The sequence below is a fragment of the Chryseobacterium sp. 2P genome (assembly GCF_059579425.1).
Map to the genome: position 1 here is coordinate 262,535 of NZ_CM184194.1, position 21,064 is coordinate 283,598.

Annotated in this window: 16 protein-coding genes; 9 read left to right on the forward strand and 7 right to left on the reverse strand. The window is 34.9% G+C overall.

Annotated features, from left to right (window positions below):
* Positions 1-11: 11 nt before the first annotated feature.
* From AC52CF_RS01225 to tsf, 3 genes are all read right to left on the reverse strand, one after another.
* Positions 12-3,368, reverse strand: a complete 3,357-nt coding sequence (locus AC52CF_RS01225; RefSeq protein ID WP_496517742.1) for an FIDD domain-containing protein — start codon at positions 3,366-3,368, stop codon at positions 12-14.
* Between the two features lie 196 nt (positions 3,369-3,564).
* Positions 3,565-8,319, reverse strand: a complete 4,755-nt coding sequence (locus tag AC52CF_RS01230) for an FIDD domain-containing protein (protein WP_496517743.1) — start codon at positions 8,317-8,319, stop codon at positions 3,565-3,567.
* A gap of 276 nt (positions 8,320-8,595) precedes the next feature.
* On the reverse strand, positions 8,596-9,420 hold the full coding sequence (tsf, locus tag AC52CF_RS01235) for a translation elongation factor Ts (protein WP_116100114.1): 825 nt from the start codon (positions 9,418-9,420) through the stop codon (positions 8,596-8,598).
* A gap of 145 nt (positions 9,421-9,565) precedes the next feature.
* Between tsf and AC52CF_RS01240 the strand changes: the two genes are divergently transcribed.
* A complete protein-coding gene (locus AC52CF_RS01240) occupies positions 9,566-10,264 on the forward strand; it encodes a DUF6759 domain-containing protein (protein ID WP_214587432.1) in 699 nt (232 codons plus the stop codon).
* Between the two features lie 58 nt (positions 10,265-10,322).
* Here AC52CF_RS01240 and AC52CF_RS01245 read toward each other — a convergent pair whose 3' ends face one another.
* Complete coding sequence (locus tag AC52CF_RS01245) at positions 10,323-10,715, reverse strand: helix-turn-helix domain-containing protein (protein ID WP_214587431.1); 393 nt, start codon at positions 10,713-10,715, stop codon at positions 10,323-10,325.
* A 173-nt stretch (positions 10,716-10,888) separates the two neighbouring features.
* Here AC52CF_RS01245 and AC52CF_RS01250 point away from each other — a divergent pair, with 173 nt between their 5' ends.
* From AC52CF_RS01250 to AC52CF_RS01265, 4 genes are read left to right on the forward strand one after another with little or no spacing between them, the layout of a single operon-like run.
* Positions 10,889-12,148, forward strand: a complete 1,260-nt coding sequence (locus tag AC52CF_RS01250; RefSeq protein WP_214587430.1) for a hypothetical protein — start codon at positions 10,889-10,891, stop codon at positions 12,146-12,148.
* A 12-nt stretch (positions 12,149-12,160) separates the two neighbouring features.
* A complete protein-coding gene (locus tag AC52CF_RS01255) occupies positions 12,161-12,751 on the forward strand; it encodes a DUF6705 family protein (RefSeq protein ID WP_214587429.1) in 591 nt (196 codons plus the stop codon).
* 37 nt (positions 12,752-12,788) lie between these two features.
* A complete protein-coding gene (locus AC52CF_RS01260; protein WP_496517744.1) occupies positions 12,789-13,094 on the forward strand; it encodes a hypothetical protein in 306 nt (101 codons plus the stop codon).
* A gap of 58 nt (positions 13,095-13,152) precedes the next feature.
* Positions 13,153-13,770: a hypothetical protein gene (locus tag AC52CF_RS01265; protein ID WP_496517745.1), complete on the forward strand. Its 618-nt coding sequence runs from the start codon at positions 13,153-13,155 to the stop codon at positions 13,768-13,770.
* A gap of 160 nt (positions 13,771-13,930) precedes the next feature.
* On the opposite strand, the gene AC52CF_RS01270 is transcribed toward AC52CF_RS01265, so the two are convergent.
* Together AC52CF_RS01270 and gltX are read right to left on the reverse strand one after the other, a co-directional pair.
* Positions 13,931-14,887, reverse strand: a complete 957-nt coding sequence (locus tag AC52CF_RS01270; RefSeq protein WP_076390571.1) for an acetyl-CoA carboxylase carboxyltransferase subunit alpha — start codon at positions 14,885-14,887, stop codon at positions 13,931-13,933.
* 47 nt (positions 14,888-14,934) lie between these two features.
* Positions 14,935-16,440, reverse strand: a complete 1,506-nt coding sequence (gene gltX, locus AC52CF_RS01275; RefSeq protein WP_496517746.1) for a glutamate--tRNA ligase — start codon at positions 16,438-16,440, stop codon at positions 14,935-14,937.
* Between the two features lie 185 nt (positions 16,441-16,625).
* Between gltX and AC52CF_RS01280 the strand changes: the two genes are divergently transcribed.
* The 4 genes from AC52CF_RS01280 to AC52CF_RS01295 are packed head-to-tail and all read left to right on the forward strand — an operon-like array spanning position 16,626 to position 19,769.
* A complete protein-coding gene (locus AC52CF_RS01280) occupies positions 16,626-17,561 on the forward strand; it encodes a glycosyl transferase family 90 (RefSeq protein ID WP_214587426.1) in 936 nt (311 codons plus the stop codon).
* Positions 17,562-17,577: 16 nt separating this feature from the next.
* The gene (locus AC52CF_RS01285; RefSeq protein WP_214587425.1) at positions 17,578-17,922 is read left to right on the forward strand and encodes a phosphomannose isomerase type II C-terminal cupin domain; all 345 of its coding nucleotides are present in this window, start codon (positions 17,578-17,580) and stop codon (positions 17,920-17,922) included.
* A 9-nt stretch (positions 17,923-17,931) separates the two neighbouring features.
* The gene (locus AC52CF_RS01290) at positions 17,932-19,113 is read left to right on the forward strand and encodes a glycosyltransferase family 2 protein (RefSeq protein ID WP_214587424.1); all 1,182 of its coding nucleotides are present in this window, start codon (positions 17,932-17,934) and stop codon (positions 19,111-19,113) included.
* Positions 19,113-19,769: a glycosyltransferase gene (locus AC52CF_RS01295; RefSeq protein WP_214587423.1), complete on the forward strand. Its 657-nt coding sequence runs from the start codon at positions 19,113-19,115 to the stop codon at positions 19,767-19,769. Before AC52CF_RS01290 ends, AC52CF_RS01295 begins: the two co-directional genes overlap by 1 nt.
* Position 19,770: 1 nt before the next feature.
* On the opposite strand, the gene AC52CF_RS01300 is transcribed toward AC52CF_RS01295, so the two are convergent.
* Complete coding sequence (locus AC52CF_RS01300; RefSeq protein ID WP_214587422.1) at positions 19,771-21,063, reverse strand: glycosyltransferase; 1,293 nt, start codon at positions 21,061-21,063, stop codon at positions 19,771-19,773.
* Between the last annotated feature and the right edge of the window lies 1 nt (position 21,064).

A 21,064-nucleotide genomic window follows, 5' to 3' on the forward strand; every position in this document is an offset into this window, starting at 1 on the left:
TTTGAAATTTATTAATGATTCTTAATTAAAATCCATCCTGAGTATGAAACAGGTAATTTTGTATCGGGTTCAATCCATTTTAGCAGATACCAGTATGTTCCTGTAGACAGAGGTCTTCCGTTAATCTTGCCGTCCCATCTGTAATTTTTATCCGAAGATCTGTATACAGGAGCTCCGTAACGGTCTACAACTTCTATTGAAACATTTTGCTTAATTCTTAAATCTGAATAATCCAACACATCATTTAGCCCGTCTCCGTTTGGAGTAATTGCATTGATAAGATTTAATACTAAAAATTCTTTAATAACCGGTGAACATCCGTCTGCACTTACAACATAAACAGTATGCATTCCTCTGGATAAACCCGTGAAAATATTAGAGGTCTGATAATCAATTCCGTTTAATGAATATTTATATGGAGGAGTGCCCCCTGTAACGGTAACGGTAGCATTATACCCTGAAACCTCAATTTTAGAAATAGAAGGAGATTCAGCTGTGGTAATCTTTACATACTGTCTGTATACACATCCGTTAAATCCAAGATCCACATAATAATTTCCCGCTCCGGCAATGATGGATTGTGTAGTTGCTCCGGTACTCCATAAATAAGAAGTAAATCCGGCACCAGCGTCTAATGTTGTTGTATCATTAGGACATATGACTTTATCAGCAAGTCTTGTAGATTTTTTTGGTGATTTTAAATTGATTGTTAAAACTCCCGTACTCGGACATTCTGTAGCGGAAGTAAATCTGATGTAAAAGGTATTTGTTGCAGAAATATTCTGGTTTGGTGAAATCGCATTGGTTCCCGCCTGTGCATTGGCCAATGTAGAGTAGAACGTAAGGCTTACTCCTGCATTCGCCGTAAAAAGGTTTTTGTAATCATTTAAATTTACTGCTTCAGAACCACTAAGATCACTATCACAAACATCTGTTGCTGCATTTGCTGTAATTAAAGTAATTCTGTTTCCGATAGTAAAGTTAATCTGACCAAAAACCTGAGGGCAGCTTCCTGTAAGTGCATCCACTCTTACATAAACAGTAGTGTTAGCTGTATATGTCCAGTTTGCTGGAAGTGTATTGTTATTACCCGCATTTGCATCAGCCTGAAGTAAATAATATCTTACATTAAAGTTTGCAGAATTGGTCACAATAACAGGAGTGATGCTTGGGAAATTCACGTTAACGATACCGTCAAAATTATCATCACAAAGGGTCGCATTATAATTACCTGTGTTAATATTTGGAGACGGAGTCGTAGTTAATGTAATTTGTGCGACTTTTGTGCAGCCGTATGATGATGTTACATTTGCATAAATGGTTCCTGCCGGTCCCGAATAATTTCCCGGTGCTGCAATGGGAGTTCCTGTTAATGCAGCATTGGTGAAATACTGTACTGTAGTTCCCGAATCCGGTGTTACACTGGCTGAGTTTAAATTGAAAGTCCCGTTTCCGTTGGTATCTGCGCATGAAGTTAAGGATGCATTTGTGGTCTGCAAAACATCCGTATTGATGATGATTTTAAAATATTCAAAACTTGCAGGGCTTCCGTTTCCTTCTATGTAATAAATGAAACTGTCCGTTGTATCTGCTGTAAGTCCTGCATTGGGAGTATAGGTGATTTGCCCCGTTGCAGAATTCACAGTTGCAGTTCCGGAAGTAGGAGCCAAAATAATGCTTGTATTACCCGGAACAATAGCCTGTGTAGAATTAGTAAAAACAGGCGAAATCACTTTTGTATTGCATGATCCTATATTATAAGTCGTCGTTGTGATCGGAGGACATAATGTATAGGAATACGGATCTGTAAGCAGAGAACCACAATTATTTTTAGAAACCATACAGGTATAGTTTCCCGCGCCGTATAATTCAGGATTGATGGAATATGAAGTGGCTCCCGGAATAGAATTTCCATTCAGATACCATTGGTAATTGTCGTATGTGTTATCTACCTGTAATAAAATCCCGAGATAGCAATCTCCGGTTTTTGAAATCACAGGGACAGAAGAAAATCCTGCAAAATAGCCTCCATAACCCACTGCGCCACTCCCTGCAGCAATTCCTGCGGTAACAGATTTGGTAGAATTTACGGTAACAGTTCCTGTAATATTAGGAACAGTGTAGGTAACCCAGTTAGGATTTCCGTTGACAGGATAAGGTCCGTTAGCGGTAGCAATCGGATTTCCGTTTAAAGTTACGGTTGCTCCAGTCTGGGTGATAATATTGAGGCGGGTATTAAATGTCTGACTTCCGATTTGATTGATAAATCCTATTTCGTCTACTTTATTGGGCATAAAGCAGCTTAACGGAGGAATAAAGTTCATCCCTCCTGTAGCGTATTCATTGCCACCTGTTGTAGAAGAAACTCCTGCTAATAACTGATAAACATAGATGTTATTATTGGCAGAAATGCTCATGTTATAATTGTCTCCGGTTCCGTGCTGTATATAATTATTACTTGGAACCATATAATACTGTCCCTCATTCAGTGTAATGCCTGTAGCAATACCGTTAATTGTAATTTGGGTATTGTTTTGTGTTGCCACAATCAGGGCTGTTTCCATTTCGGAAACTACGGTTCCGTTTCCTTTTACCACAACAAATTCTTTTCCCAGTCTGTCTGTAGGGGCTGCCTGATCCATAAGGATATCGTTGTTGGTAAAATTTAAATTGGTATAAATTCCGTTAAAATTTCCGTTGGTTACAGAAATAGGTTTCGTAGATTGTATTTTCGCCCCGATTAACCCATCAAGATTCACTGCCGAATCTGTACTTAAAGCATCTACGATATAGGATTCTCCTTTATTTAAGGTAAATGTTTTTGTAGGGCTTGAGGAGCCATCAGAGAAAACAACATTCGGATTATATCCTGATATCACAACCGAAGTATTGTCTTCCGTAGCAGTAACTCCTATGGTAGAGTTTACATAAGTTGCAGCACCTGTAATAGGTGCCATTCCTACGTAGAACGTTTTTCCTAATCCGGCTAAACCTTTAGAGGTAATAATTTCAGCGTGATTGGGAACCGAAAATCTATAATTGGCAAAGAATTTTTTCGTTCCTTTCAGGTAAACTCCCATTGAATTCGGACTAAATAAATCCGATGGATTAGTAGTGCTTAAAAAACTGTTTGGAATACTTACCTGAGCGGGATTTCCTTTACTAACCTGTACTGTGGTATAAAGAGCATTGCTATTATAAATTTGTACGCTGAAGGGAGTGGTTTCATTGGTGGATAAATATAAATATCCCTGAAGATTCCCTGTTCCAGACTTTGAAGCCATCGGAGCAAACCAATGATCGGTGTCAAGCTGTGCATTGAATAATAGACAAAGAAATGTACAAATGGTTAGTAAAAGTTTTTTCATATTTCTCAATAAGGGATGCAAATGTAAGTATTAAAAGTCAATTTTTTATATAAATTTTAATTAGTAATTTCTATAATTATGAATATTGTTGAATATTTAATATTTTTTTAATAATTGAAAAGATATTTAAATATTAATAAAATATCCTGATGATTTTAATTCATCAGGATCAGTGGTATAGTGTAAAGTAAAAAAGTTATTCTCTGTTTTTTATTAAAATCCATCCGGAGTAAGAAACCGGAAGTTTTGTATCGGGTTCAATCCATTTTAAAATATACCAGTAAGTCCCTGTCGGAAGAGGTCGTCCTCCTGATTTTCCGTCCCAGATATAGCTTTTATCTGTAGATTTATAAACAGCAGCTCCATATCTGTCTGAAATTTCAATCGACACGTTTTGCTTTATTTTCAGATCAGAATAATTGAGAACATCATTGATGCCGTCTCCGTTCGGGGTAATTGCATTGATAATATTTACAATTAAAAACTCCTTAACCACAGGTAAACAACCGTCTTTTCCTAAAACATAAACGGTATGAATTCCCCTTGAAAGCCCCATAAATGTATTGGAAGTCTGATAGTCTATTCCGTTTAACGAGTACTGATAAGGAGGAGTTCCGCCTGTAACATTTATTGTTGCATTAGAAGCTGTTACGTTGATGCTGGTGATTGTCGGAGCCTGCGAAGTCGTCACATTTACATACTGACGGTAAAAACATCCGTTAAAACCTAAATCTACATAATACGTTCCCGCACCGGCAAGAATAGTCTGAGTAGTTGCTCCTGTACTCCAAGTATAAGAACTGAATTCCGCACCCGGATCCAATACCACTTTTTCTGTAGAACAAACCACTTTGTCAGTAAGCTGACTGGATTTTTTAGGCGATTTAAGTGTTACATTAATTATTCCTGTATTCGGACATTCGGTTCCGCTTACAAATCTTACATAGAAAGTTTTTGGAGAAGTAATCGTCTGGTTTGCAGGAATTGTATTAGTGCCATTCTGAGCATCCGCTAAAGTGGCATGAAAAGTTAAAGTAATGGCAGGATTAGTGGTAAATAAATTTTTATAGTCATTAAGATTTACGTTTTCAGAACCGTTAAGATCATTATCGCAAACATCCATATTCACAACGTTGGTAAGCAGCGTAATTTTATTTCCGATTTTAAAATTAATCTGTCCGAAAGCCGGAGGACAACTTCCTCCCGCTGCGTCTACTCTTACATAAACAGTCGTATTCGCTGCGTACGTCCAGTTTACAGGGAGAGTATTACCATTTCCGGCATTTGCATCTGCCTGACTTAAATAATATCTTACCGTAAAATTCGCAGCATTGGTCACAATCTGAGGAGTAACGGTTGAAAAATTCACGTTAACAATACCGTCAAAATTATCATCACAAAGACTCGCATTATAATTTGTGGTGTTAATATTAGGCGATGGAGTGCTTGTTAAAGTAATCTGTGCCTGTCTGGAACATCCATTCACAGAAGTAATATTTGCATAAATAATTCCCGCCGGTCCTGAATAATTCGCAGGATTGGTAATCTGTCCGGTTAAATTTGAATTGGTAAAATAAGTTACCGTAACTCCCGGATCGGAAGAAACGTTAGCTGTGGTTAAATTATAAGTTCCGTTTCCGTTGGCTCCTGCGCACGAAGATAAAGTGGCGTTCGTAACATTAGGCAAAGAATTTACCGTTAAAGTAATCTGAGCTGCTTTTGAACAGCCTGCTGCGGAAGTTACATTGGCATAAATAATTCCTGAAGCTCCCGAATAGTTCGCAGGGTTTGTAATCTGTCCTGTTAAATTTGAATTGGTAAAATAAGTTACTGTAACTCCCGGATCAGAAGAAACGTTAGCTGAAGTTAAATTGAAAGTTCCGTTTCCATTAGTTCCGGCGCAAGACGTTAAAGTCGCGTTATTCGTGTTGGGTAAAGAATTTACCGTTAAAGTGATCTGAGCAGTTTTCGAACATCCGTTTGCAGAAGTCACATTCGCATAAATAATTCCTGCCGGACCTGAATAGGTTGCAGGGTTGGTAATTTGCCCTGTTAAATTAGAATTCGTAAAATACGTCACCGTAATTCCCGGATCAGAAGAAACATTGGCTGCCGTTAAATTGAACGTTCCGTTTCCGCCTGTTCCTGTACATGAAGCCAGAGAAACATTATTAACATTCGGTAAAGCATTTAAAGCTAATGTAATCTGAGCAGTTTTTGAACAGCCGTACTGTGAAGTCACATTGGCGTAAACAGTTCCTGCCGGTCCTGAATAATTCGCAGGGTTTGCAATCTGTCCGGTTAAATTTGAATTGGTAAAATAAGTTACCGTAACTCCCGGATCGGAAGAAACGTTAGCTGTGGTTAAATTATAAGTTCCGTTTCCGTTGGCTCCTGCGCACGAAGATAAAGTGGCGTTCGTAACATTAGGCAAAGAATTTACCGTTAAAGTAATCTGAGCTGCTTTTGAACAGCCTGCTGCGGAAGTTACATTGGCATAAATAATTCCTGAAGCTCCCGAATAGTTCGCAGGGTTTGTAATCTGTCCTGTTAAATTTGAATTGGTAAAATAAGTTACTGTAACTCCCGGATCAGAAGAAACGTTAGCTGAAGTTAAATTGAAAGTTCCGTTTCCATTAGTTCCGGTGCAAGACGTTAAAGTCGCGTTATTCGTGTTGGGTAAAGAATTTACCGTTAAAGTGATCTGAGCAGTTTTCGAACATCCGTTTGCAGAAGTCACATTCGCATAAATAATTCCTGCCGGACCTGAATAGGTTGCAGGATTCGTAATCTGCCCCGTCAGATTAGAATTCGTAAAATACGTCACCGTAATTCCCGGATCAGAAGAAACGTTGGCTGAAGTTAAATTGAACGTTCCGTTTCCGCCTGTTCCTGTACATGAAGCCAGAGAAACATTATTAACATTCGGTAAAGCATTTAAAGTTAATGTAATCTGAGCGGTTTTTGAACAGCCGTACTGTGAAGTCACATTGGCATAAACAGTTCCTGCCGGTCCGGAATAGTTCGCAGGATTTGCAATCTGTCCGGTTAAATTAGAATTGGTAAAATAAGTTACCGTAACTCCCGGATCAGAAGAAACATTTACAGAAGTCAGATTGTAAGTTCCGTTTCCGTTGTTTCCTGCACAGGAAGCCAGAGAACCGTTGTTTACCTGTAAAACATTTGTATTAATAATGATTTTAAAATATTCAAAATCAAAAGGATTTCCATTTCCCTGAACGTAATAAATGAAATTATCAGTAGTGTTCGTTGCAGAAGGATTGGGAGTATAAGTAATTTGTCCTGTTGTTGGATTTACCGTAGCAGTTCCCGATGTTGGTGGTGAAATAATACTGGTAAGCGATGGAACGATAGTCTGCGTAGAGTTTGTAAACGCCGGAGTAATCACTTTTGTGTTACAAGACCCGATATTGTAAGTTGTAGTGGAAATCGGAGGGCATAAAGTATAGCTGTAAACTCCTGTTAATCTGGTTTCACAGTTGTTTTTTGTAATTAAACAGGTATAATCTCCGGCTCCGTATAATTCTGGATTGATTGAGAAAGAGGTTGCTCCTGAAATTGGATTTCCATTTAAAAACCACTGATAAGAATCGTAATTATTATCAACCTGTAAAAGAATTCCTGCGTAGCAGTCGCCGGTTTTTGTAATCGCCGGAACAGATGAAAACCCTGCAAAATACCCGCCGTAACCTACTGCACCGTTTCCGGCAGCAATTCCTGCCGTAACAGGAAGGGTGGAATTTACCGTAACATTTCCGTTAACACCCTGAAGGGAATACGTTACCCAACCCGGATTTCCCGTTACAGGATAAGGTCCGCTGATCGCGCCGATGGCACTTCCGTTAAACGTTACATTGGCTCCTGTCTGGGTAATGATATTAAGTTTGGTATCAAAAGAATTGCTTCCTATTTTATTGATAAAGCCGATTTCGTTAATTTCTTTCGGTAAAAAACAGCTTAAAGGCGGGATGAAATTCATTCCTCCGGTTGCGTATACCGTACTTCCTGAAGTTCCTGCAAGAAGCTGATAAACATACACATTATTATTGGCAGAAATACTCATGTTGTAGTGTCCGTTCCCCTGATTGATATAGCTGGTTCCCTGAACAATGTAATATTGTCCTGCATTCAGTGTGACATTTCCTAAAAGAGTACCGTTTACGGTAAGTTTGGTGTTATTTTCCGTGGCGATCACCAAAGCAGCTTCCATTCCGGAATCTGCAGGTCCGTTTCCTTTTACCAAAGCAAATGTTTTTCCTAATCTTTCTACAGGAACAGCCTGATCCATCAGAATATCCACATTGCTGTTGTTCTGTGTGGTATAGATACTGTTGAAATTACCGTTGGTTACCGAAATAGGTTTATTCGCCGTAATTTTTGCACCAACCAATCCTGTTAAATTGCTTGAGGATAGATCACTCTGCGCTTCAATAATATATGATTTCCCTTTATTGATGGTAAACGTTCTTGTAGGCGATGAAGTACCGTCAGAGAAAATAACGTTCGGATTGTAGCCGGATAATGTTACGGTTGTATTGTCTTCCGTTGCAATAAATCCAATGGTTGAATTAACGTAAGGTTTTGCGGTTGTATTCGGGGCAACACCTACGAAAAAGTTTTTCCCGATTCCTGCCAGACCTTTGGAAGTGATGATTTCTGCCTGATTGGGAACTGCAAATCTGAAGTTGGCAAAGAATTTTTTAGGACCTTTCACCTGTAATCCCATTGATCTCTGTGTAAAAAGATTGGATAGGGTAGAGGCAATCATATAATTACTTGGGATGGTAACCTGTACCGGATTGTTTTTACTCACCTGAACGGTAGAAAAAACCGTATTGTTGTTGTAAATCTGAACAGAAAACGGAGTTGTTTCATTGGTGGATAAATACAGATAGCATTCCGGAGTACCCTGAAGTGAACTTGCTGACATTGGAGCAAACCAGTGTTCCGTATCCAGTTGAGCATTAAGAATTAAATAAAAAAAAGAGCAAAAGATTAGTAGAAATTTTTTCATGTCTAATAATAAGGGCTGCAAATCTAAGCATTAATAATCAATTTTTTATGATGATTTTTATCTAAATAACTCCATTTAATGTAATTTTTAAATATTTAATAATACGTTAATATTTAGAAGGTTCGCTGTTTTCGGCATAAAAAAATCCCGATGAAAAAATCACCGGGATTAATATTTTTAATCTTAAAAAGATTATAAGCTGATTCTGATAAATCCTGTTACTTTAAGATCTGCATTTACAGACTTCACATAGTCAGCAACTGACATAGAGCTGTCTTTAATGAAATCTTGGTGTACCAAAGTATTGTCTTTGTAGAATCTCTGCATTTTACCTTTAAGGATATTATCGATAATGTTTGCCGGTTTACCTTCTTCTACAAGTTTGTGTCTTTCGATTTCTAATTCTTTATCGATGGTTTCCTGAGAAACAGAAGTTTCGTCAAGAGCAATTGGGTTCATCGCAGCAGCCTGCATAGAAACAGATTTTGCAACTTCGTCTGCTCCGTCTACTTTTGCAGAAAGAGAAGTGATGGCTGCGATTTTGTTTCCAGCGTGGATGTAAGCTCCTAAATAAGGACCTGTAATTCTTTCGAATGCACCGATCTCGATTTTTTCACCGATAACACCTGTTTGCTCGATTAATTTTTCAGCAACAGTGATTCCGTGGAAATCTGTAGCCAATAATTCTTCTTTAGAAGCAGCAAAAATTGCCATTTCAGCCAATTCATAAGCTAGTTCGATGAAAGCTTCGTTTTTACCTACGAAGTCAGTCTCACAATTTAAAGAGATAATAGCACCTAACGTGTTATCTTCGTTTACTCTAGCGATTACTGCACCTTCAGTAGACTCTCTGTCAGCTCTGTTAGCAGCAACTTTCTGTCCTTTTTTTCTAAGGATATCTACCGCTTTTTCGAAATCTCCTTCAGCTTCAACTAAAGCTTTTTTGCAGTCCATCATACCTGCACCTGTTTGGTTTCTCAATTTTGCTACGTCTGCAGCAGCTGGTGTATAAGACATAATATCTATTATTTTTTTTATTTAAGATTAGTATTAATTTTTAGCTTAATTTTAAAGCGATGCAAAGATAATGATTTTAATGATAAACTAAAAAATGACTTTTTGCGTTATTTGTATATTTAATAAATTTTTAAATGTTTACTTAATGAAAAAAATATTTCTCCTCATATTTCTATGCATTTTCACTCTCGGGTTTTCGCAAAAAAAGAAAAAAACGAAATCCAAAGGCATCGTAGAAAAGGAAACTGCCATCATCTATACAGAAAGTGATGCGGAAACCACTGCGGAAGCAAGAGTGATTGCAGGATTTCTGAAACAAAATCCCGGACATGCCAAAACAGATTATTTCAAAAGAAAACTGATTGCCATCATCACGGCAGGAAATTCTCCTGAAGCCAAGCCAACCATTAAACCCTTAAGTGAAGATAAAATAAAACAGATGGTTTTGGATAACAACAGCCTGAACAATTCTAAAACCATTGCAGCCAATGCTTCTAAAGCGGAAAGAACGGTAAACTACGCGAGTGTTTCCGGATCGAATAAAAAATCTTCCGGAGCAAGTGAACAGAATAAAAAGACAGCAGCCATGTTAACCCATCTTTTTAATAATGATCCGATGGATAAGGAAGCGTATATCAATATTAAAAACAGGTCTAAATGTAATCTGATTGTAAAGATCAATGGGAAAAAATATTATAATCTGGGTGTTCCGGCAAACGGACAAAACTTTTTATTGGTAGAAAAAGGAGAATATATTTTAACCACAATGGTGTGTGATGCCAAATATTCGTCCCTGAAAAAGATAAACAAAGATATTGAGATCGAGCTGAATCTGAGTGAATAATTGAATAGAGAAAAGAGCTAAAAAAAACCGGTTAAGAAAATTTTTCTTAACCGGTTTTTTAATTTACAGGATTGTTGGAGTTTCCAGCCTGATCTTTCCAGAATTCTACCTGCTCCTTTAATTCTTTTATACGTTCTTCGTAGAGTTCAATTACCTTTTCTGATAAGGAATTTATAGTATTAATAGTGCCTACAAATTGAAATGCCATTCCTCCTTTTTGATCTGTATTTTCTTGTTCAAGATTATTGGCTTCATCCGTAAGAAAGTTCTCAGGTTTTATTTCAAAAATTTCACTTAATTTTTCAATATGATGTACCCATGAATTGCTTTCCCCGCTTTCTATGCGTGCATAGGCAGACTGGGAAATGTGTAGTTTATCTGCCATATCATCCTGAGAAAACCCTTTGGATTTTCTTAATCTTTTTATTTTCTCAGCTACGGTATTTGTCATCGGTATAAATATTTAAAACAAATATAGAAAATTATTTCAAATCACAGGCTTTACCCGATAATCGGGTAATTTTATGCAAATATAGGTTTTTGGGGAAGTGTTATTTTTCACATATTTGTAGAGTAATTTAAAAAAACAGTATATTTAACCCATTAAAAAAACAACAAATAACTATGACGAAAAAAATGATTTCGTGGCTGTCCTTCATGGCAGTGTTTCTTTTTCTTCTGCACTCCTGTGTGCACGATGAGATTTATTCTTCTTCCGATCCTGCATCTGCAGAGTACCATTCTAAAAGTCTTTGGAAAGAAGATGAAAAGTACATTAAAAATGTAATGAAAATTTACTCCGAACATGAGGACAACATCAAGAAATTTTCCGGAACTCCAGACTGGGATTATGCCATGAGTATGGGAAGATATGATGAATCTTTTATGGTGGTTCCCATCATAGAGAATGGTAAAGTAGTAAATACATTGGCTTGCGCAAGGTTCGATAAAAAAGTTTACTTCCGTTACGAAAATTCTGAAACCAATGAGGCTTTTTTCCAGAACATCATCTACGGAAAATATACCCGGTACAAAACAGAAGCGGATAACACCAAAACAAACACACAGAAAGGGATAGTTTGTATAACCAAAACGATATCCATGTGGTATCCTGATAACGAGTCTAATCCTAATGCGGGAGGTTATTGGGAAACCAACTACTATACCAATTGTTATAACTTTCTAGATTATTCCGGTCCGGGATGGGAAGATAACGGTGGCGGAGGCTACGACTACGGCGGTGGTGGAGGAAGTGGAAATAATGACCCGAATAATCCTAATAACCAGACGCCCTGCGAGAAAACGAAAAATATTATAAATAATACGGCAATTAAGGCGAAAATTGATGATCTGAAGACAAAATCTACCGGAAGTTTAGAAAATGCGTATAAATTTAAAGCAGACGGTACAACATCTAACCTTATTGTAGGAGGAAAACATGAAGTAGATTTTGGTGATAAAACAGGATTTCAGGGAGGATATCATAATCATACTACAGGGACTGAAATGTTTTCTCCAGCTGATATAGAACAATTGCTTCAATTTGCATTGGCACAAGGAAATTATGGAGATCCTTCAAATGCATTTCTAGGAATGGTAGCTCCAAATGGCTTTCATTATGTAATGTACTTCAATGGAAATTATCAGGATGCCTTAACAAGTTTTTCACAAAATGAAATAGATGAAATTAAAAAGGACTTTCAAACAAGATATGGTTTATACAACTCGCTCGGACAAACAGGTTTAGAAAAATTATTTTTCAGTGCTTTGAAAGATATGAATCTTGAAGGAAAAGTTACTTTGCAAAGAATTGATAATAATGGAATGATAAATACTATAATAAAAAATAATGATGGAACAAGATCAGATATTCCTTGTTCATAAAAATGATAGACAATGAAAAAAATATTGCAAAAAAAATCAACAGTAATATGTTTTGTATTACTTTTTGTTTTCTCGTGTAAAGCACAACAAATTTATCCTCTTAAAACTGACTATACAGAGATACCTCAAAACTCTTATTTAAAGGACATAAACCATGAATTGGATTCATATGTGGGAACTTGGAAAACAAATTTTAATGGCAAAATAGTTACAATCTTTATTACTAAAGAAGATCACAAGTTCTTTAATGGAAGTAAGTATAAATACTATAGAGACATACTTACTGTAAAATATATTATAAAAAATAGTTCGTATGTAATTGAACAAGATACGCAAAATATGAACATTTCACCAGAACAAATAAGACACACTATTAATAGTTTATGGGGAGAAGATAACGGCAATAAAATTTTATTTTATTATGGAGGAACTAATTGTGGAGTCGGTTGGGGGAGTATTTATTTAAAAAAAATAAACTCTACACAACTTTCATGGGAATATATTCCTAATAGCACAATCATAGATAGTAGTAAATGTCCGCCGGCAACAGATACAACTATTTATCTACCAGAAACAAAAGATTTAATCTTTACAAAACAATAATATAAGCCTCTCCAGAGGCTTTTTCAAAAGATGATATATGAGACCAATATTATTAAAATTCTGTCTGATTCTATTAGTTTTAATAATGAATTTTTATAATTCTCAAACGGTAACTTTTAAAGGTGTTGTTAAAGATTCATTAGGGACAAATGGTATTGCCATTAGTGTTAATGATACCGTAAGGAAGTTTAGGGACAGAGCTTTTAAAGACTCAATATTTAAAGAAAAACATTGGGATAAATATGACGAATTGATTCATAATCAAAATCTCTTTACATATCCTGATTCTATTGGAAACTATACAATAACAGCAAAGCCTTACAGATACGTTATATTTTTATAAGAGAAAATATACCACCCAAAAATATAAAATTGAAGATATTGTAAAAAATAAAATTAAGGTGAATTTAAAGCGTTCACCTTGTATACCCAATAAAGAATGTAATCAGGATAAACCATCAAAACTATATATTTTCATTGGAAAAAAAATAAATGTTTCTTCTGTAGATACTTCTAAATATTGTGGAGAAATGATGGACAGTGAATATAAGGCTGAATATAAAATCGAACAGGAGTTTGAAGATCATTATCCTGAGAAAGAAATTATTTTTACGGCATATGATCATAATAGTAAATATGAATACATGTTTCAACATTATGAAAATGTTTTAATCTTTATTGGGGAATATTGTGGAGATTTAATTCAGCTTAAATATCAATTTTTTCCAGTGTATAAAACAAAAAACGGAAGATGGGCAAGTCCTGTAGACACTTACATGGAACCATATTATAAATCTGATCAATTTACTCCTGTAAATATTCTTTTCGATAAATCCGTAGCTTTTGATGTATTAAAGACGACTAAAAATCCATCTGATGAGCAAATTGAACAGTTGAAAAAATTCAAATTCCCTGAAAAATACTTTAAAATAGAAAACGGAAAGGCAATACCTATTATGGGAAGATATGCGGAAGATTTAGTAAAACTCTGGAAAGAGATTTCTGAAAAGAATAAATAACAAAATTTATTAAGTTGATACTACTACTAATCTTTCCCCTGATTTGCCTACCAGAAACAAAAGATTTAATCTTTACCAAGCAATAGTGAAAGTTAATCTTTGTTTTGTACAATAAAAATAAAAACCGGTTAAGAAAAATTTTCTTAACCGGTTTTATATTTTATCCTTTAAATTGCCCCATCGCGATGAATTTCTCCTGTCTCTGGGTTTCAAGTTCTTTTCCAGTGAATTTTGAAAAGGCTTTAATGTTCTGCAATATTGAATTTTTAAGGTTCAGATACGTTGTTTCCGGATCGTAATGCGCGCCTCCGAGAGGTTCTTCCACAATTCCGTCGATGAATTTTTCTCTTAAAGCATCTTTCGGAGTCAGGTTCAGAGCGTTTGCCGCATCTTCTTTATGATCCCAGTTTCTCCAAAGGATGGATGAACAGCTTTCCGGTGCAATTACCGTATACCAAGTGTTTTCCAACATATATACTTTGTTTCCTACACCAATTCCTAATGCTCCGCCACTCGCTCCTTCCCCAATAATGTAGGTGAAAATAGGAGTCTTAAGCATCGTCATTTCAAAAATATTTCTTGCAATAGCTTCTCCCTGTCCTCTTTCTTCTGCTTCAAGACCAGGATAAGCTCCCGGTGTATCTACCAAAGTGATTACAGGAATTCTGAATTTTTCTGCAAGCTTCATCAGTCTTAAAGCTTTTCTGTATCCTTCAGGATTCGGCATTCCGAATCTTCTGTGCTGTCTTTCTTTTGTAGTTCTTCCTTTCTGAGTTCCGATGATCATTACTTTCTGACCGTCCAGGGTTGCTAAACCACCGATCATGGCAGGATCATCTGCGAAATTTCTGTCTCCGTGAAGTTCTAAGAAACTGCCTTTATCCACCATTCCGTGGATGTAGTCCAGTGTATAAGGACGATCCGGATGACGGGAAAGTTGTACTCTTTGCCAAGGGGTAAGATTTCCATAGATTTCTTTTTTCTTTTCTATGATTTTATCCTCGATCTGGCTACATGCTAATTTTACATCAACACCACTTTCTTCTCCTACTAAAGAACAGGTTTGGTATTGGTCCATTAATTCTTTTATAGGAAGTTCGAAACTTAAATATTCCATTCTTGAAGTAAATTAAATCTTTCAAATTTATGAAAAATTATCAAAAACTATTTAAAATTATTTACTGCATTGTTTATTCTGGAGATAGTCTCCTCTTTTCCAAGAAGTTCCATAATGTCCGGAACATCTGGTCCTTTCAGTTCTCCTACCAACGATAAACGTAAAGGCATCATCACTTTACCCATTCCCAGACCTTTATTTTCCGCGAAATCATGAACCGTTTGCTTAAGATTTTCAGCATTAAAAGCAGCTCCTTCAAGATTTGAAGCCAATTCCCCTAAAATTGCCGAAGTTTCATCATTCCAGGCTTTTTTAGATGCTTTTTCGTCATAAGAAGTGGGGGCTTCGAAGAAAAACTTTCCGTTTTCATAGATGTCTTTCGGGAAAGCAGCTCTTTCCTTCATCAGCTTAATCACTTTTAACAGTTTGTCGTCTGACAATGTTAAATTTAAATCTGAATTTTTAAGAATATTCAATAATTCATCATCCGAAGTTTTCTGGATGTACTGATGATTGAACCATTCTGCTTTTTCTTTGCTGAATCTTGCCCCGGCTTTATGAACTTTATTCAGATCAAATTCTTTTGCCATTTCATCCAGAGATAAAATTTCTTTATCGTCTGCAGGAGACCAGCCTAAAAGCGCAACCATATTGATAAATGCTTCAGGAAGATATCCGCTTTCTCTGTATCCTTTGGAAACATTTCCTGTTGCAGGATCTGTAAAATTCAAAGGAAAGACAGGAAACCCGAATTTATCGCCATCTCTTTTGCTTAATTTTCCTTTTCCTTCAGGCTTTAAAATCAAAGAAAGATGGGCAAACTGAGGCGCTTCCCAACCCATTGCTTCATATAATAAAGTATGCAGTCCCAGAGAAGGCAGCCATTCTTCACCACGGATAACGTGAGAAATTTTCATTTCGTGGTCATCGATGATGTTGGCGAAATGATAAGTCGGCATTCCGTCGTTTTTTACCAAAACTTTGTCATCTAAAGTATTGGTGTTCACAGATGAATTTCCTCTGATGATGTCTACAAGATTTAATGTCCTGTCGATTGGCATTTTGAATCTCACTACATACGGCGTTTTTTCATCCAGCAATTTCTGAACTTCCTCTTCAGAAAGTGCAATGCTGTTTCTCAAACGGTTTCTGGATTTATTGTCATAAGAAAAAACTTCTCCTCTTGCCTCATATTCAGCACGGATCTCGTCCAATTCTTCAGCGGTATCAAAAGCGATATAAGCATAATCTGTTTTTAAGATCTGCTCTGTATATCTGTCATAAATGTCTCTTCTTTCAGATTGTCTGTAAGGTGCAAATTTACCTCCTTTTTTCGGGCTTTCGTCGGCAATAATTCCACACCATTCAAGGGCTTCTTCAATGTATTCTTCTGCTCCTTCAACGTATCTTGCGGTATCTGTATCTTCAATTCTCAATACAAATTCACCTCCTTGGTTTTTAGCAAAAAGATAATCGTATAATGCGGTTCTTACGCCTCCTAAATGTAAAGGTCCCGTAGGACTTGGAGCAAAACGTACTCTTACTTTGTCCATTTTAAATAAAAATTTTTGCAAATTTACTTAAACTAATATAAAAAGGTACATTTATTTGCGATAAAGTAATTTTAATCATGTATTTGAATGATTTAATTTTAGGATAATAAAAATCAATTAAAATAATTTCCTTTTCGAAAAATAACAGATATAATGCTGTATTTTTGTGGAGTTTTAAATTCACCATGGCACAAGTTAAAAAACAGAATAAGTTATCTTTTTATATTAAGGGATTTGCACGAGGATTATTTCCTGTACAATCTTTTGAAAAAAAAATTGATGATCTCCATAAAACAGTCTCCAAAGAACAGCTTAAAACTGTTGAAAAAAGAGTAGACTATTACAATAAAATTTCCGTTGAAACTCTGGTAAATCATTCCGGAACTACGATTGCAGATCTTTTGAAGCCCAAAACTCCGAAAGCCTATTATTTTGATACCTATGAGTATGCAAGATATTTTCCGAAAGATTTAAAGATTGATTTTGCATTTGGTGATGTCAATACCATCCTTGATTTTCCCAAAATAACGAAAAGCCGTCCTATTCACGGAAATAATGAAAACAATATTTTACTGAATCTGGACAAAGCAAGACATTTCGTATCAGTAAAGGATAATCTTAATTTTTCTGAAAAGAAAAATATCATGATCGGAAGAGCGGCAGTTCATCAGGAACACCGAAAAAGATTTTATGAAAAATATTTTCACAATCCGCTTTGTGATCTGGGACAGGTAAACAAAAACGGAAATCAGGAATGGATAAAACCTAAGATTTCGATCGGGGAACATCTGAAGAATAAATTTATTCTGAGTCTTGAAGGAAATGATGTTGCGACAAATTTAAAGTGGATCATGTCTTCGAATTCCATTGCTGTTTCTCCTCCTTTAAAAATGGAAACATGGTATATGGAAGGAACTTTAAAACCGGATGTACATTTTATCGGGATAGATGAGAATTATGAAAATTTTGAGGAAAAGCTCCAATATTATATCGATCATGAAAATGAAGCTTTGGAAATAATACGAAATGCCAAAGAATACAGAGCGCAGTTTAATGATAAAAATGTTGAAAATTTAATATCACTTTTGGTATTGAAAAAATATTTTAACTACATTCGCTAAAAATTATTAGAAAGATATGCTAGAAATCGGAGAAAGACCTTGGGGAAAATATTATGTTTTAGCGGATGAGCCACATTATAAGCTGAAAAGAATAGAAGTAAATCCGGGACAGAAATTATCTTACCAGTATCATCACAAAAGACAGGAACAATGGACAATCATTGAAGGTGATGCTACCATCGTTCTGGATGATAAGGAGATCAGTTTATCTTACGGTGAAAGTATTTTTATACCTCTTGGCGCCAAACACAGAATAATGAACCTTTCGGATAAGCCGGTTGTATTTATTGAGGTACAGACCGGAACGTATTTCGGCGAGGACGATATTGTGAGGCTTGAGGATGAATATCACAGAGACTAAACTTGCCGAATGAAAAAAGAAGTATCTTTCTTAATTGGCCTGAAAAATAATCTGAAGTATACCATTTTTTTTTACGAAAACGTAAGGAAAATATATCCAAATGTGGAAATAGTTTTTGTTAGCTTTGGAAGCACAGACGGAACGCACGAATGGTTAGATCAACTTCAAGACCAAAATCTAAAATATTTTTACTCTGATGAAAGTAAGACATTGTCTGATACTTATAATAAAGCGACCAAGCTTTCAACTGGAGAATATGTTTGTTTTTTGCATAATGATATGGTTTTAGGAAAGTATTTTCTAAATAATCTTGAGAAAGGCTTATTAGAAAATGAAATAAATTTTTATAAAGTCATAGAGCCACCAATTTTTACAGGAGATTTCCGTGATTGGAAATTAAATCAGGATTTTGGGGAAGCTATTGAAACATTTGATGCGCAAAAATTTTTCGATTTTGAAGAAAGTTATCTCACTGCTTCGAATAATTTAACTACTCCTACAAACCATATTTCTTTCTTTTTATGTGCTAAAAGATCAACATTGTTAGAAATCGGAGGATTAGATAACCTCTTTAATCCGATGTTCTGTGAAGATGATGATTTAATTATACGTTTAAAATTATTGGGTTTAAGAACTGTTCAGTTACACAATGCTTTGGTTTATCATTTTGTAAGTAAAACTTCAAGATTTTCTGAAGAGTACAAAAGTAAAACAGAAGCAATTGAACAAAGATCTAAAAGAAATTTTATCAGAAAATGGGGCAGTAAAAGCAGTTCAGAAATTTCTACGAAATATGACATAGGTATAATTTTAAAAAAAGGGAATTTCGCACAATTGTATGAATTAGAACCTTATGCAAATACTATTTATGTGGATTTTTCTTATGACGAATATATTGAAAAAGAGCAAAATTTAACAAAATTTGATCTGAAAGAGAGAGTAAAACCGCACACAAAAATTCAACATCATGATGTTATGATTTTTGTTGATGGGCAGTCTTTTAATGGCAAAACACTCAACACAATTTTAGATCTTTCTTCTATTATCAAAGAAAATAAGAAAAATTATCTAAACCCCAGTATTTTTATTAAATCGTTTTTGAAAATTATAAAACCCTATCGTCCTTTAATATTCTTTAACAAACCACAAGGTATAGAAAAATCGATGATCTTTAAAAACCTTGAAATTTAATGAAACTGCTAAGAAAAATATTACCCCTGCCTGCTATCTCCTATGCGATTACTGTAAATAATGAAGCTGAAGAGATTACAAGACTATTGGATATTTTACTCCCTCTGATTGATAAAAAAGACGAGGTCATAGTTTTGCAGGATATTACAAGAAAAGATGAAAAGGTTACCGCTATTTTAGATAAATACGGAGAAAAAATTATAAGAATTGAAGCTTGTCTTGATGGCGATTTCGCTTCATTTAAAAATAACCTTATAAAGGCTGCCAAAAAGAAATATTTATTTCAAATAGATGCAGATGAGTATCCTACGGAATATCTTATAAAAAATCTTAAAGATTATTTACGTAATAAAAGCAATATAGATTGTTTCTATGTGCCGAGAATAAATATTGTGGACGGTATTACAGCGGATTATATCCAAAAAATGAAATGGGATATAAATAATAAAGGATATATTAATTTTCCAGATTATCAATCGAGAATTTTAAAAAATAATAAGAAGATATTCTGGAAGAACAAAGTTCATGAAGTTTTTTACGGATATAAAAAGATCGCAGAGATGCCTAAGGATTATAATTTTTGTCTAATTCATTATAAGAGTTTTGAAAAACAGAAAACGCAGAATGAATTTTACAATAATTTAGAATTGGATTAATTTAGTCCTCCCAAAAATATTTTTTATTTTTTCCACTTATTTTATTTTGAAAATTTTTAAACTTAATTTTTAGTTGTACACATTTCAGGCTCCTTATTTTATCAAGTTTTTCTTTTAATGATTTGTTTTCCTGTCTTAAAAGTATTTTCTCCTTTGTTTCTTCATTAGTCGAATTTATCATCATAAGATTATTTTGGATGATTTCAACTCGATGTTTTATTTTATCGCCAATAGCTTTTGGTGATAAAAATTCCTTTACATAATTTTGACCGTTTTGTGCAATACTTAGGGCTAATTCTCTGTTATTAAATACAATTGACATTTGTTGAGAGGCATCATCAATATCTGCATCTGCCCAAAAATCTTTATCGGAACTGAAATAATATTCATTTCCAGTTTTTATTAAATTATATTTTACAGGAAAATAATTATTGATATTCATAAATTCTATATTAGCAGAATAGGCAGTTGCAATAACGGGTTTTCCCAAGTACATAGCTTCTGCCATTGTTAGCCCAAATCCCTCGGAACGATGTAAAGAAACGAAACAATCGCAACAATTAATAAGACTATAAAGCTTTTCATTTTCAAAAATTTCTTCGATTAAGATAATACTTTTATTATCTATAATTCTATCAGTAATCAATTTTTTATCTTCAGGGAATTCTTTGCTTATTGACGTTTTAATTATCAATAATGTTTTATGATCATTTAGCCCAAAAGCTTTTTCATAAGCATCTATAGTTGCTATCGGATTTTTTCTTTTGATAGAACTATGATAATCAAACATTGTCATAAATATGAATTTATTGTCAGGTAGAGCAAAGTCTTTTCTTTTATAAGGAGTATCTTTAATTTCTATAGAATGCATAATTTTAATGACAGGGCAAGGCGAAACTTTTGCTATAGCTTCTGCACAAAAGTTACTCGGAACCCAAATTTCATTAAATAAGTCAAAATAAGTTATAAACTCCTCAGGGAAATTTTCTAATTCCCATGCCCAGAAAGCAATATTGTATTTATTCTTAAAATAGTTTGGACTTACCGTTTTTAAAGTATTGGAAAGATTATCTGGATTTATCTGGATCAGATTTATCTCAAAAGGATTTTCTTCAGAAATAATTTGGTGAAAATTGATCTCACGAGTTGTCTCCGGCATGATCAAATTAAAATCATTTACTACAAAAGGAATTTTTGCAGATTTTATAGCGTTTATGTTTGCTCTTACAGCTGTTCCGAGTCCTAAAACTTTGTTTATGTATCCAGAAATATTTATACCAATATTTTTACTCATT